General features: G+C 69.2%; 11 protein-coding genes and 1 tRNA gene. 5 read left to right on the top strand and 7 right to left on the bottom strand.

The features are described 5' to 3' along the window. Positions 1-57: 57 nt before the first annotated feature. The 6 genes from pknB to ACIOJD_RS21825 all read right to left on the bottom strand — a co-directional run bounded on the left by pknB (position 58) and on the right by ACIOJD_RS21825 (position 8222). Positions 58-2076, bottom strand: coding sequence for a Stk1 family PASTA domain-containing Ser/Thr kinase (gene pknB / locus ACIOJD_RS21850; RefSeq protein ID WP_401916122.1), 2019 nt, complete (start codon positions 2074-2076; stop codon positions 58-60). Positions 2077-2244: 168 nt separating this feature from the next. After that, complete coding sequence (locus tag ACIOJD_RS21845) at positions 2245-3711, bottom strand: peptidoglycan D,D-transpeptidase FtsI family protein (protein ID WP_401916119.1); 1467 nt, start codon at positions 3709-3711, stop codon at positions 2245-2247. Beyond that, positions 3708-5132, bottom strand: coding sequence for an FtsW/RodA/SpoVE family cell cycle protein (locus tag ACIOJD_RS21840; protein WP_401882214.1), 1425 nt, complete (start codon positions 5130-5132; stop codon positions 3708-3710). Before ACIOJD_RS21840 ends, ACIOJD_RS21845 begins: the two co-directional genes overlap by 4 nt. Positions 5133-5161: 29 nt before the next feature. Beyond that, positions 5162-6655: a PP2C family protein-serine/threonine phosphatase gene (locus ACIOJD_RS21835; protein WP_401916114.1), complete on the bottom strand. Its 1494-nt coding sequence runs from the start codon at positions 6653-6655 to the stop codon at positions 5162-5164. Positions 6656-6796: 141 nt separating this feature from the next. Further along, positions 6797-7327: an FHA domain-containing protein gene (locus ACIOJD_RS21830; RefSeq protein ID WP_401882210.1), complete on the bottom strand. Its 531-nt coding sequence runs from the start codon at positions 7325-7327 to the stop codon at positions 6797-6799. 10 nt (positions 7328-7337) lie between these two features. Next, positions 7338-8222, bottom strand: coding sequence for an FhaA domain-containing protein (locus ACIOJD_RS21825; RefSeq protein WP_401916111.1), 885 nt, complete (start codon positions 8220-8222; stop codon positions 7338-7340). A 316-nt stretch (positions 8223-8538) separates the two neighbouring features. On the opposite strand from ACIOJD_RS21825, the gene ACIOJD_RS21820 reads away from it, so the two are divergent. Then, positions 8539-8622 (top strand) — tRNA-Leu (locus ACIOJD_RS21820). A gap of 308 nt (positions 8623-8930) precedes the next feature. Here the strand turns inward: ACIOJD_RS21820 and ACIOJD_RS21815 are convergent. Next, complete coding sequence (locus ACIOJD_RS21815; RefSeq protein WP_401916108.1) at positions 8931-9545, bottom strand: FMN-dependent NADH-azoreductase; 615 nt, start codon at positions 9543-9545, stop codon at positions 8931-8933. A gap of 173 nt (positions 9546-9718) precedes the next feature. Between ACIOJD_RS21815 and ACIOJD_RS21810 the strand changes: the two genes are divergently transcribed. From ACIOJD_RS21810 to ACIOJD_RS21795, 4 genes are all read left to right on the top strand, one after another. Beyond that, entirely contained in the window at positions 9719-10081 is a 363-nt protein-coding gene (locus ACIOJD_RS21810; RefSeq protein ID WP_401916106.1) for a winged helix-turn-helix transcriptional regulator, read from the top strand. Between the two features lie 179 nt (positions 10082-10260). Further along, entirely contained in the window at positions 10261-11709 is a 1449-nt protein-coding gene (locus ACIOJD_RS21805) for a DUF2252 domain-containing protein (RefSeq protein WP_401916103.1), read from the top strand. A 49-nt stretch (positions 11710-11758) separates the two neighbouring features. Beyond that, positions 11759-12772, top strand: coding sequence for a hypothetical protein (locus ACIOJD_RS21800; protein ID WP_401916100.1), 1014 nt, complete (start codon positions 11759-11761; stop codon positions 12770-12772). 184 nt (positions 12773-12956) lie between these two features. Then, positions 12957-13301, top strand: coding sequence for a rhodanese-like domain-containing protein (locus ACIOJD_RS21795; protein ID WP_401916098.1), 345 nt, complete (start codon positions 12957-12959; stop codon positions 13299-13301). Positions 13302-13703: the final 402 nt, after the last annotated feature.

The following is a 13703-nucleotide window of genomic DNA, read 5'->3' as shown; positions in this document are numbered from 1 at the left end:
CCCCGGCACCCTTTGGGGGGTGCCGGGGCCGTTCGCTTACTTCGGGCCTAGGCGGACCTAACCGGTGGCGCCGCCGAAGAAGCCGCCGTTGTCTTCGTCGCCATTGTTGCCGTTGTCACCGTTGTTGCCGTTGTTGTTGCCACCCAGCGTGGTCAGGGTGACGGTGTCTCCCTTGTTGACCTGCTGGCCGGCTCCGGGATCGGCCTTCACCACGAGGGCGTTGCCGTCGTTGGACGAGCCCGGCGCGAGCGAGACATTCAGGCCCAGGCCCTGGAGCGTGGCCTGTGCCTCTCCGAGGCGCTTGCCGACGATGTCGCCGGGGATCTGGACCGGCTGCTGCTGCGGGCCCTTGGAGACGCTCAGGGTGATCTGGGCTCCCTTGGCGGCCTGCGTGTTGCCGCCCGGGGACTGCGCGGTGACGGTGCCGGGAGGCTGTTCCGAGTCCACCTGGGTCCGTGCGACCGTGAAGCCGAGCGTCTTCAGCTGTGCCTCGGCGCTGTCCGCCGACTGGCCGGTCACGTCCGGAACGGGGATCTGGCTCTGCTTCGCGATCGTCAGCGTGATCGTGGACTTCTGCTCGGCCTTCGCGCCGCCCTTGGGATTCTGATCGAGGACCGTGCCGGGATCCTGTTCCGAGGACTCGGCCTCCTCGGTCTTGACCTCGAAGCCGTCGTTCTTGAGTATGCGGGTCGCGTTGTCGACGTCCTTCTGTGTGACGTCGGGGACCTTGACCTTCGGGGCGCCCTCCGAGACGACGACCCGGACGGTCTCGCCCTGGTTCATCTTGCCGCTCTCGGGGGCCTGGCTGCAGATCGCACCCTTGGGCTCGTCGCAGCGTTCCGAACCCGATTCGGCCACCTTCACACTCGCGTTGCTCGCGAGCTGCTCGGCCTCCGCGAGGGTCTTGCCGACGAGTTGCGGGACCGGCACCTCGCTGTTGTTGCCGTCGTCGCCGGGGAAGATCGCCCGGCCGATGAGGATCGCGCCGATCAGCACCAGGACGCCCGCGACCACCAGCAGGATGGTCGAGGTGTTGGACTTCTTCGGGGGCTGCCGACGCCGCTCCCGGCGCTCGTCGTATCCGTCGTAGCCGCCGTCGTTCGGGTTCACCGGCGGCAGCATCGCCGTCTGGCCGCCGGCCGGTTCGTGCTGGCGCAGCGCCGCCGTCTGCTGGTCGCCGCCGCCGTAACCGCCGCCGTAGCCGACCGCGCCCATGGCCGCCGTGGCCGCGACGGGCTGCCCGTCGAGGCAGGCCTCGATGTCGGCGCGCATCTCGTCGGCGGACTGGTAGCGGTAGTCCGGGTCCTTGACCAGGGCCTTCAGCACGATCGCGTCCATCTCGGGCGTGATCTCGGGGTCGAAGACGCTCGGCGTCTGCGGCTCTTCCCGTACATGCTGATAGGCCACCGCGACCGGCGAGTCACCGATGAAGGGCGGCCGGACTGTCAGCAGTTCGTACAGCAGGCAGCCGGTGGAGTAGAGGTCGGAACGCGCGTCGACCTGCTCGCCCTTGGCCTGCTCGGGGGAGAGGTACTGGGCGGTGCCGATGACGGCCGAGGTCTGCGTCATCGTCATACCGGAGTCGCCCATCGCGCGGGCGATGCCGAAGTCCATGACCTTGACCTGGCCGGTGCGCGTCAGCATGACGTTGGCCGGCTTGATGTCACGGTGCACGATGCCGTTTCGGTGCGAGTACTCCAGCGCCTGGAGGATGCCGACCGTCATCTCGAGCGTGCGCTCGGGCAGCAGTCTGCGCCCGGAGTGCAACAGCTCACGCAGGGTCGATCCGTCGACGTGCTCCATCACGATGTACGGGAGGGAGACGCCGTCGACGTAGTCCTCGCCCGTGTCGTAGACGGCGACGATCGCCGGGTGGTTGAGCGAGGCGGCTGACTGGGCCTCACGGCGGAACCGGGCTTGGAAGGACGGGTCGCGGGCGAGATCCGCCCGCAGCGTCTTCACGGCGACGGTGCGGCCGAGCCGGGTGTCATGGGCGAGGTAGACCTCTGCCATGCCACCACGGCCGAGCACCGAGCCCAGCTCGTACCGGCCGCCGAGGCGACGCGGCTCTTCCATAACTGTTCCAGCCCTCTCCGTCGGTCCCGACCGCACCCGTGTGTGGTCCGGCGGTGTGCTGCTCGCGCCTACGCTACCGGGCACGCCGTATGCCGTTGGCCCGTAACGGTGACCTGATATACGACCGGTATCGCAATGTGCAGATATGGACGTGAGGCGTGACCGGCGTCACTCCTTGCTGTCGACGACTGCCTTCATCACGCTCTTGGCGATGGGGGCGGCGAGACCGCCACCGGAGATGTCGTCACGGCTGGCCTCCTCGTCCTCGACGACGACCGCGACCGCGACCGGCGAACCGCCGTCCGTCTTGGCGTACGAGATGAACCAGGCGTACGGGTTCTTGCTGTTGTTCTCGCCGTGCTGGGCGGTACCGGTCTTGCCGCCGACCGTCACTCCCGGGATCTGCGCGTTCTTGCCGGTGCCGTCGTTGACGACGGTCTCCATGACGCTCTGCAGTATCTGGGCGTGCTCCTGGCTCAGCGGCCGGTTCATTTCCTCGGGCTCGGTCTGCTCGAGCACGTCCAGGTTGGGCGCTTCCAGCCGGTCGACCATGTACGGCTTCATCAGCTTGCCGTCATTGGCGACCGCGGAGGCGATCATGGCCATCTGGAGCGGGGTGGCGCGGGTGTCGAACTGGCCGATGGAGGAGAGCGCGGTCTGCGAGACGTTCATGTCGTCGGAGAAGTACGAGGCATCGGCCCGGACCGGGGTGAAGTGCTCCGCGTTGAAGCCGAACTTCTTCGCGGTCTCCAGCATCTTGTCCTTGCCGAGGTCCGCTCCCAGCTTGCCGAAGACGGTGTTGCAGGACATCCGCAGCGCCTCGCGGAGCGAGACGTTCTTGCAGGGGATGTTGTTCTCGTTCGGCAGCGGACTGGTGGTCCCCGGCATGATCCAGGGCAACGGCGAGTCGGTCGCCGCGTCGGGGTCCGTGACCGTGCCGTGCTCCAGAGCGGCGGCGGCGGTCAGCACCTTGAACGTGGAGCCGGGCGGGTAGGTCTCGCGCAGGGCGCGGTTGAGCATCGGGTCGTTGGCGTCGTTCTTCTTGCCCAGCGCGGTCCAGGCCTTGCTGTCCTTGTCGCTGTTGCCGGCGAACTTGGAGGGGTCGTAGCTGGGAGCGGAGGCCAGCGCGAGGATCTTGCCCGTCTGCGGGTCGAGGGCCGCGACGGCGCCCTTCTTCTTGCCCAGGCCCTTGAACGCGGCCTTCTGGGCGGCGCTGTTCAGAGTGGTGACGACATTGCCGCCCCTCTGCTTCTTGCCCGTGAACATCCCCATGGTGCGGTCGAAGAAGAGCCGGTCGTCGTTGCCGCTGAGGACGCCGTCCTCAAGATTCTCGATCTGGTTGGCGCCGAAGGCCTGCGAGGCGTAGCCGGTGACGGGTGCCCACATAGGGCCGTCCGTATAGGTGCGCTTGTACGCGAAGTCGGTGCCGTCGGTCTTGGCGGAGCCGGTGATCGGCTTGCCGTCGACGATGATGTTTCCGCGCTCGTGGCTGTAGCGCTCGATGAGCACCCGGCGGTTGTACTCGTGCGTGTTCAGCTCTTCGGCGCGGCCGTACTGGATCCAGTTGACCCGGACCAGCAGGGCGAGGACGAGGAGTCCGCAGAAGATCGCGATGCGGCGCAGGGGCTTGTTCACGGTCGGACCACCTGGGTCATCTCGGCGTCGGGTGACGGGGCGGGAGCCGGTGCGGGCCGACGTGCGGTGTCACTGATACGGATCAGGATGCCGATCAGGGCCCAGTTGGCGAGGATCGAGGAGCCACCGGCCGCGAGGAACGGCATGGTCATACCGGTCAGTGGGATGAGGCCCAGGACGCCGCCGGCGACGACGAAGACCTGGATGGCGAAGGCGCTGGAGAGGCCGATCGCGAGGAGCTTGCCGAACGGGTCGCGGGCGGCCAGGGCCGTACGTACACCGCGCTCCACGATCAGACCGTAGAGCAGCAGGAACGCCATCGTGCCCGCGAGACCGAGTTCCTCGCCGACGGTGGTGAGGATGAAGTCGGCGTTGGCGGCGAAGCCGATGAGGTCGGAATTCCCCTGGCCGAGCCCGGCGCCGAGGGTGCCGCCGGAGCCGAAGGACATCAGGCCGTCGGCGATCTGCTGGCAGGCGCCGCTGCCGTCTGTCTTGTAGCAGGCGAAGGGGTCGAGCCAGGCATTGACACGGGACTGGACGTGCGGCTCGAAGGTCGCGACGCCGACGGCCCCTCCCACGGACATCAGCAGACCGAAGACGATCCAGCTGGTGCGCTCGGTCGCCACGTACAGCATGACCACGAAGAGGCCGAAGAAGAGCAGCGAGGTGCCGAGGTCGGTCTCGAAGACGAGGATCAGGATCGACATCGCCCAGATGGCGAGGATGGGGCCGAGGTCACGGCCACGCGGCAGATAGAGCCCCATGAAGCGACGGCTGGCGAGGGCCAGGGCGTCGCGTTTGACCATCAGATAGCCGGAGAAGAAGATCGCGATGATGATCTTGGCGAACTCACCGGGCTGGAGGGTGCCGAAACCGGGGATCTGGATCCAGATCCTGGCACCGAACCGGGGCGGGAAGAACACCGGCAGGATGAGCAGCACCAGCGCCACGGCCATGGAGATGTAGGTATAGCGCTGCAGGATGCGGTGATCCTTCAGGAGAATCAGTACGGCCGCGAAAAGAGCGACGCCCAGCGCCGCGAACATCAGCTGCTTCGGGGCGACGGGTTTGAAGGGGGAGTTGTAAGCGATCTCGGCGAGCCGGATCAGCCGCGGCGACTGGTCGAGGCGCCAGATCAGTACCAGACCGAGGCCCTGGAGCAGCGTCGCCAACGGCAGCAGCAGCGGATCGGCGTAGCGGGCGAATTTCCGCACCACGAGGTGTGCGACGGCCGCGAGCAGGCCGAGTCCCAGCCCGTAGCCCAGCATTCCGGAGGGGACCTCGCCGTCCATGGCGAGCCCCACGTTCAGGTACGCGAACACCGGGATGGCGACCGCGAAGGCGAGCAGAGCCAGCTCGGTGTTGCGCCGGCTCGGTGCGTCGATCGCGCCGATGGTGGTCGTATTGGTGACAACGCTCATGGTGGTGAAGGGCCCCCTACGGCCGCCTACTACTGCTTCCCGCAGTTCGAGGCCACTTTTTGCTCGTCCTCCGAGAGGCTGGGGCCTGGAGTGGGAGCTGCTTTCGGCTTGATGTCGGTGGTCTTCGCGGAGGAGTCCGTGCCGGTCGTGCCGCCGGCTTCGCCGGTGACCGCGTCGGCCTGCTTGTCGGCCGCCTGGCGGCGCAGCTCGTCCTTCTTGCAGGCCGACGCCTGGACGGAGAGCTCCTCGATCTTGACGCGTCCGTCGGCCAGGCTGCCCTCCGCGATGGTGGCCTCGACCTGCTTGCGCTGGTAGTCCGGGAGGTACTTGAGTTCGATGTCCGTTTCTTTCTCCACCTTGGAGAGCGAGAGCCAGCCCAGATCCTGGCTGATGCCCCGGTAGAGCGCGACATGTTCCTTGTCGGCGCCGACGTAGTACTGGGTCTGCGTCCAGCGGTAACCGCCGTACAGACCGCCGCCGACCACGGCCAGCGCGAGCACGGTGTAGAAGGATCTCATGAACCACTTACGGCCCGTACGTGGTTTGGTGAAGTCCCCGTCGCTGTATGCGCCGAAGCTGCCCTCGGGCGGCATGCCGTCGTAGTCGGAGCTGTCACCGCTGCCGGGCGGGCCGAAGCCGCCGCCGGGCTGCTGCGGTACGTCGCGGCCGAGGCCGGCCGCACGGCCCGCGGGGGTCTGCATCGCGGCGTCCTCGGCGGAACTCAGCGGGAGCTGGTTCTCGGCGACCGCGCCGACGACGACCGGGGTGTCGTTGAGCTGACCGGCCAGGGTGTCGTTGGTCTCGGCGTCCAGGACGTCGGCCACGATGCAGGTGATGTTGTCGGGGCCGCCGCCGCGCAGGGCGAGCTGGATAAGGTCCTGGATGGTCTCCTGCGGGCCCTGGTAGCCGGCGAGGGCCTCTTCCATCGTCTGGTGGGAGACAACGCCGGAGAGGCCGTCCGAGCAGATCAAGTAGCGGTCGCCGGCGCGGACTTCACGGATCGAGAGATCGGGCTCGACGTGGTCGCCGCTGCCCAGCGCGCGCATCAGCAGGGAGCGCTGCGGGTGGGTGGTGGCCTCTTCCTCGGTGATCCGGCCCTCGTCGACCAGCCGCTGCACCCAGGTGTGGTCCTGGGTGATCTGGGTCAGGACGCCGTCCCGGAGCAGGTACGCGCGGGAGTCGCCGACGTGGACGAGGCCGAGCCGCTGGCCGGTCCAGAGGAGCGCGGTGAGCGTGGTGCCCATGCCCTCCAGCTGGGGGTCCTCCTCGACCATCACCCGCAACTGGTCGTTGGCGCGCTGCACCGCCGTACCGAGCGAGGTGAGGATGTCCGATCCGGGCACGTCGTCGTCGAGCTGCACGAGCGTGGAGATCACCTCGGAGGAGGCGACCTCACCGGCGGCCTGGCCGCCCATGCCGTCGGCGATGGCCAGCAGCCGGGGACCGGCGTAGCCGGAGTCCTCGTTGCCTTCCCGGATCATGCCCTTGTGCGATCCGGCGGCGAAACGCAGAGAGAGACTCATGCGCACCTCGCCCGTCGGCTCGCCGGTCGACTGTCGCGCCAGCCGGTCTCGAGCCACACTGCCCACCCTCCGGTCGGGAGCCTGCTGCGGTCCGCTGTCGGGACCGCTGCGGCTCGCTCGCTCCGCTCGCTCATTGTCGTACTACTTCCGCAGCTCGATGACGGTCTTGCCGATGCGAATCGGAGCGCCCGGCGCGATCGGTGTCGGGCTGGTGAGTCGGGTCCGGTCGAGATACGTGCCGTTGGTGGACCCGAGATCCTCGACGATCCACTGGCCGTCACGGTCCGGGTAGATCCTGGCATGCCTGCTGGACGCGTAGTCGTCGTCCAGCACGATCGTCGAATCGTGCGCGCGGCCCAGCGTGATGGTCTGCCCCTGGAGCGCCACCGTGGTTCCGGTGAGGGTGCCTTCGGAGACGACCAGCTTGGTGGGTGCTCCCCGGCGCTGACGACCGCCGGACTGCTGTTGCTGCTGGCGCTGCTGCGGCGGCGATGCCGCGGCAGCGGACTGGCGCGTCTGCTGCGGACGGGAGTCGGCATTGCGGCGTGAGCCGCGCTGCGTGACGCGTGTTCCGAACAGATCGCTACGAATGACCTGAACGGCCACGATCACGAACAGCCACAGAACGGCCAGAAAACCTAGCCGCATGACCGTCAGGGTCAGCTCTGACATTGCCCCCGCTTCACCCTTCGGCTTGCCTGTAAACGATGGTGGTGTTGCCCACGACGATCCGCGAGCCGTCGCGGAGCGTAGCGCGGGTGGTGTGCTGTCCGTCTACCACGATGCCGTTGGTGGACCCGAGATCCTGGATCGTAGGGGGCGTTCCGGCGCGGATCTCGCAGTGCCGGCGGGAGACGCCGGGATCGTCGATCCGTACGTCGGCGTCGGTACTGCGGCCCAGGACGAGGGTCGCACGGGAGATCTGGTGGCGGGTGCCGTTGATCTCGATCCAGCGGCGCACCTGGCCCTGCGGCATGGCGCCGGAACCCGGCCCCGCGCCGTGTCCCGCCGCAGCTCCGGGGCCTGCGGACGGTACTCGTCCCGCCGAGGGCGAGGCTCCGGAGCCGGGTGGCGGAGCGGCCGGCATCGGGGGTGCCGCGCTGGGCGGATAGCCGTAGCCGCCGGGAGCACCGCCGCGGGCGCCCGCGGCGGCCGCGGCGCCGGCGGGTCCGTGGTCGGACGCCTGTGACGAACTCGACGCCAGAGTGCGGCTGCGCACCCGGTACAGACCGGTGTCGAGGTCCTCCGCCTTCTCCAGATGGACCTTGATCGTGCCCATGAAGGTGTAGCGCTGCTGCTTCGCGTAATCGCGGACCAGCCCGGCCAGCTCGTCGCCGAGCTGGCCGGAGTAGGGGCTGAGACGCTCGTAGTCGGGCGTGCTCAGCTCCACGATGAAGTCATTGGGTACGACGGTCCGCTCGCGGTTCCAGATCGTTGCGTTGTTGTCGCATTCGCGCTGGAGGGCGCCGGCGATCTCGACGGGCTGGACCTCGGACTTGAACACCTTCGCGAAGGTGCCGTTGACCAAACCTTCGAGACGCTGTTCGAAACGCTTCATGACTCCCATGGGGCACCTCCTCCGTCGTTGCCGTCCTGGTACTGCTTACTGATCGTATCCACGCGCAGGGAAATCGGGTGGTTCCCCTTGTCTGCCCCGTCCATGAGTGTCACCTCTCACACGGGATCGTAGAGGCGGCCTGCCGACAGTGTCCCGCACCCTGGGAGTACACAGGAGGAGCGGGTGGCGACCGGCTCAGGTTCCCTGTTCCGCCGCCGGATCGTCCAAACAATCGGATGTGAACCCACCCTCTCCAGCGTGCTAATCTTCTCGAAGTCGCCAGGAGCGCACACCGGCAGGTGAAGCACCGGACGACACACCCAATGCGCGGGTGGCGGAATAGGCAGACGCGCTGGATTCAGGTTCCAGTGCCCGAAAGGGCGTGGGGGTTCAACTCCCCCCTCGCGCACAGAAGAGAAGCCCCGCAGGTCATCGACCTGCGGGGCTTCTTCGTTTCCCGTGCCACGTTTCCCGTACGCAGACGTTTTCCCGTTGCCGGACGTCTGCGGCTTCTTCGGGCGGCGCCGTTCTCCGGACGTCTTCGGGGGCGGGCCGGACTTCGCATTCCGGCCGGTTTCTTGTCCGGTTCGTTGTGGCCGCGGCAGGGGCGGCGCGGTGTGAGAGATGCCTCCCACGGGCCGGGTCCCTGGGGGAGGCATCTCTTCTCGGGGCGTCGGGTGCCCGGGAAGCTCGGGCGGGGGACGCTCAGGGGCGGGGTCAGGCCGAGAGGCGGGCGGCCAGGGCCTTGGCCTTCTGGGTGGCCTCTTCGTCGGCCTTGGCGCGGGACGCGTCGGCGAGCGGGATCAGTTCGGCCATCTCCGGCTTGGAGTGGGCCAGGGTCAGCTCCGGGACGATGAAGTCGATCTCCGTGGCGCCGAACATGCCGTTGAGCACCTTCTCCAGGTAGGTCTGGACGAACTCGAAGTCCTCGCGCGGGGTGCCGGTGGCGTACGAGCCGCCGCGGCTGGCGACGACCGTGAACGGGGTGCTCGCCAGTGTGCTGTCGGGGCCCGCGTTGTGGCCGACGATGATCACCTGGTCCAGCCACGCCTTCAGGGTGGACGGGATCGTGAAGTTGTACATCGGGGCGCCGATGAGTACCGCGTCGGCCTCGGCCAGCTCGGCCGCGAGTTCGGCACGCAGTTCGTTCTCCGCGCCCGCCACGACGGCGGCGATGTCCAGGTGCGGCAGCGGGGTGGCGGCGAGGTCGCGGTAGATGACCTTGCCCTCGGGGTGCTGCTCCGTCCAGGACCGGACGAAGGCGGCGGTGATGTCGCGCGAGGCGGAGCCTTCGGGGAAGACGGCGGAGTCGATGTGCAGAAGCGTGGCCATGACGGTCTCCATAGGTGGTGCGGGGGCGATCGACGGATAAGTGCGCACGCCGCGTACCGAAGTGACGCGGGTATGCGCACGAGGCGTACGGACGAAAAATCCGTACGCACCTATGGATAGCATAGTCACTTACTTTTTTTCATCCCCTTGGCTCGGGACAGTACGCTGTGCCTATGGCGGACCACAGCGAGGACGCGTGCAAGAAGGTCGACGTGGGTATCACGCGGGTCTTCGGGCTGCTCGGCAAGCGCTGGACCGGGCCGATCATCTCCGTACTGATGGAACGGCCGGCGTACTTCGCCGAGCTGCGCCGGGCGATCCCCGGCATCAGTGAGCGCATGCTTTCGGACCGGCTGACCGAGTTGGGCGTGGCGGGGCTGGTGGTGCGCGAGGTCGACGAGGGGCCGCCGCTGCGTGTCTCCTACCGGCTGACCGACGCGGGGGCGGCGATGGAACCCGCGTTGAAGGAACTGTCGCTGTGGGCCGATTCCTACCTGTGGAAGAGGCCCGAAGGTTCTTGTGAGGACCCCTGTTGAGGACCCCTGTTTGACACGGTCACGGGGCGATCTGGGACGTCGTGGTCCATGGTGGACTCGGCGCGGTCGGTCGGCCGCGCGGGAGTTGTCCACAGGCGACGACGGTTGTCCGCGCTCGACGGTACCGTCGTGGGCAGTTGATCTCACGCGAGGTACGAGTACGGGGGAGGCGGCACGTCATGGGCGAGGCCGAGGCGGTGGTGTCCGGACGGCGGACGGTTCCCGGGCGCATTCCGGAAGTGCTGGGTTTCGCGCCGCATACGGGCGCTGCCGAGGCTCCCAAGACCCGGGGGAAGGCGCTGCGGGACCGGGTGCCGCGGTCTTCGCACGACGTGGTGGCGTTCGGGGCGGGGCGGCCCGACGCGGTGCGGGCCGTCGAGGAGTCGAGCCGCGGCCGGGTGCCCGAGCTCGTGCCGATCCGGGTGGGACGGATGGCCGCGACGCCCTTCGCCTTTCTGCGGGGCGCCGCCGGGCTGATGGCTCACGATCTGACGAGTACGCCGGTCACCGGTGTCGGCGCGCAGATCTGCGGTGACGCGCACGCGGCGAATTTCGGCCTGTACGGAGACGCGCGCGGCCGGCTCGTGATCGATCTCAACGACTTCGACGAGACCGTGGTCGGTCCCTGGGAGTGGGACGTCAAGCGGCTCGCCACCTCGCTGGTGCTGGCCGGCCGGGAGGCGGGAGCGGACGAGGACACCTGTCGGCGAGGGGCGTACGACGCGGTGGGCGCCTACCGGCGCACGATGCGGCTGCTGGCGAAGCTCCCGGCGCTGGACGCGTGGAACGCGATCGCCGACGAGGAACTCGTCTCGCACGCGGACGCGCGCGATCTGGCCGGCACCCTGGAGCGCGTCTCGGAGAAGGCCCGGAACAACACGAGCGCGCGGTTCGCTGCCAAGGCCACCGAGGCGCTGGAGGACGAGGACGGGCAGGGCCCTGCGGGGCGGCGCTTCGTCGACGCCCCGCCCGTGCTGCGCAGGGTGCCCGACGGGGAGGCCGCTGCGGTCGCCGCCTCTCTGGAGGAGTATCTGGGCACGCTCTCCCAGGACCGGCTGCCGCTGCTCGCGCGGTACGCGGTTCACGATGTGGCGTTCCGGGTGGTCGGCACCGGCAGCGTGGGGACGCGGTCGTATGTGGTGCTGCTGCTCGACCACCTGGGCGAGCCGTTGGTGCTCCAGGTGAAAGAGGCGCGGGCCTCCGCCCTGTTGCCCCATCTGCCGGATGTCGGATTCGAGGCACCCGAGGTGGCGCACGAGGGGCGCCGCGTGGTTCTCGGCCAGAAGCGGATGCAGGTGGTGAGCGACAACCTGCTGGGCTGGACGACCGTCCAGGGCAGGCCCTGTCAGGTACGGCAGTTCAGGAACCGCAAGGGGAGCGTGGATCCGGCGGCGCTGCCGGCCGACCAGGTGGACGACTACGCCCGGATGACCGGGGCGCTGTTGGCCAGGGCGCACGCGCACAGCGTGGATCCGCGTCTGATAGCCGGGTACTGCGGCAAGAACGAGGAGCTGGACACGGCCGTCGCGGCCTTCGCCGTGGCGTACGCCGACCGGACGGAGGCGGACCATTCCGCGCTGGTGACGGCCATCAGGAGCGGGCGGACAGCGGCCGAGCTCGGGGTGTGACAGCCGGGCAGCGGGCGGAGGCGGCCGCGATCGCCCGTAGGCTGGACGGGTGATGCACGACGCCCCTGGGGAGCCGACGATCCGTAACGAAGACGAGCAGGACGTACGAGACGTGCCGGATGCCACGGAGCCCACGGCGGCCGTGGGCCTGGGCGGTGCGGCGGATGCCGGGCCGGGGGAGCCGTCGGCGGCAGGTGGCATGGGTGAGGCGGCAGTCACGTCCGACGCGGCGGCCACGGCCTCGGCCGCGGAGGCTGCCGCCGGGGCGGAGAGCCCCGAGGCGGCCGCGGCGCGGCCCGAGGCGCGGCTGGAGAAGGCCGTGCGCGCTGCCGAGCAGGCCCTGATCGAGTTCGAGATCGCTCTGGAGACCTTCCGGATCGAGGTGGAGAACTTCTCCCGGCTGCATCACCAGCGGCTCGGCCCGATGTACGCCCGGTTGGACGAGCTGGACGCGATGATCGCCGAGGCCCGTGCGGCTCGTACGGGCGACCCCGAGGATCTGCGCAAGGCGCGCGAGGCCCGCGCGATCGTGCAGCCGATGCCCGGCATCGAGGAGCTGTTCCACGACTGGCTCGACTCCGACGGCCTGTCGGCCGAGGCGGCGGCGATGCTCACCGGCCAGCAGGTGCGGCCGCCCAAGCGGGTCAGGCCGAGCGACGAGGCACGCAAGCTCTACCGCGATCTGGTGCGCAAGGCGCATCCGGACCTGGCGCGGGAAGACACGGAGCGGACCCGCCGCGAGGAGTTCATCACGCGGGTCAACGCGGCGTACGGGCGCGGGGACGAGCCGCTGCTGAAGGAACTCGTCGAGGAGTGGGCGGCGGGTCCCGCGCCGCGGGCGCCCCGGCTGAGTGAGAGCGAGGAGCTCTACGCCCGGCTGGAGTGGCTGTCCCAGCGCAAGGAGATGCTGACGCTGGTCGCCAAGGAGCTGGAGGAGAGCGCGATCGGCGCGATGCTCAAGATGGCGCCCGATGACCCGGACCGGCTGCTGGAGGAGATCGCCGAACAGCTGCTGGCGGAGGTCTCCGAGCGTGAGACGCGACTCGCCGGGCTGGTGGAGTAGGTTTTCCGGAGCCCCGGGCCGGGACCCGTCCTGGCTCCGGGCCGGATCCCGGCACCGGATCCTCGTGACGGGTTCCGGTAGCGGATTCCCGCGCTGAACTCCGATACCGAGTTCCGGTGCCGAGTCCGGCGCAGGCCCACCCAGGAACCTGGGCACCGGTCCCGTACGAGAGAAGGCGACACCCATGAATTTCGCTCCGCTGCCCTCGGTCGACGCCGCGGCGGTTCCGTCCGACAGCCTGGTGCTGGACGTCCGCGAGGCGGACGAGTGGGCGGCCGGTCATGTCGAGGGCGCCCTGCATGTCCCGATGAGCGACTTCGTCGCCCGCTTCGGTGAGGTGACCGAGGCGGTGGACGGCGGCCGGAGGGCGTATGTGATGTGCCGGGTCGGTGGCCGTTCGGCGCAGGTCACCCAGTATCTGGTGCAGCAGGGGATCGACGCGGTGAACGTCGACGGCGGCATGCTCGCCTGGGACGGCGCCGGGCGTCCGATGGTCACCGACAACGGCAGTCCGGCCTTCGTCCTCTGAGGCCCGTCCGGGAGGGCCGGGCACGGGCCTGAGACCGCTCGTCCGGCTGCCGTACGGTCGCAACGGAACGGAACGGGACCGGCATGCGCCGCCCCTCACCGGACGAGGCCTTGGGCCCGGGGTGCTGGTCCTGGGCCGGTCCGAGCCGTCCCGACGAGGCCCTGGCCCAAGGGCTCCGGTGCCGGCGGTCTGTCAGCGGTCGAAGTCCAACGCCACCTCCGTGGTGGCCGGATGGGAACGGGACGGGACCGGTATGCGCCGCCCCTCACCGGACGAGGCCTTGGGCACGGGGTGCTGGCCCCGGACCGGTCCGAGCCGTCCCGACGAGGCCCTGGCCCAAGGGCTCCGGTGCCGGCGGTCTGTCAGCGGTCGAAGTCCAACGCCACCTCCGTGGTGGCCGGA

The organism is Streptomyces sp. NPDC088116 (assembly GCF_044741745.1).
Taxonomy (GTDB): domain Bacteria; phylum Actinomycetota; class Actinomycetes; order Streptomycetales; family Streptomycetaceae; genus Streptomyces.
Note: the sequence above shows the minus strand (reverse complement) of the source record. Positions and strands in the feature narration are given on the sequence as shown.

Coding starts and splice junctions, on each gene's coding strand:
- ACIOJD_RS21825 (WP_401916111.1), bottom strand. CDS start 8,222: ATGGGAGTCATGAAGCGTTTCGAACAGCGTCTCGAAGGTTTGGTCAAC.
- ACIOJD_RS21830 (WP_401882210.1), bottom strand. CDS start 7,327: ATGTCAGAGCTGACCCTGACGGTCATGCGGCTAGGTTTTCTGGCCGTT.
- ACIOJD_RS21840 (WP_401882214.1), bottom strand. CDS start 5,132: ATGAGCGTTGTCACCAATACGACCACCATCGGCGCGATCGACGCACCG.
- ACIOJD_RS21835 (WP_401916114.1), bottom strand. CDS start 6,655: ATGAGTCTCTCTCTGCGTTTCGCCGCCGGATCGCACAAGGGCATGATC.
- ACIOJD_RS21810 (WP_401916106.1), top strand. CDS start 9,719: ATGGCGGACCACAGCGAGGACGCGTGCAAGAAGGTCGACGTGGGTATC.
- ACIOJD_RS21815 (WP_401916108.1), bottom strand. CDS start 9,545: ATGGCCACGCTTCTGCACATCGACTCCGCCGTCTTCCCCGAAGGCTCC.
- pknB (WP_401916122.1), bottom strand. CDS start 2,076: ATGGAAGAGCCGCGTCGCCTCGGCGGCCGGTACGAGCTGGGCTCGGTG.
- ACIOJD_RS21795 (WP_401916098.1), top strand. CDS start 12,957: ATGAATTTCGCTCCGCTGCCCTCGGTCGACGCCGCGGCGGTTCCGTCC.
- ACIOJD_RS21805 (WP_401916103.1), top strand. CDS start 10,261: ATGGGCGAGGCCGAGGCGGTGGTGTCCGGACGGCGGACGGTTCCCGGG.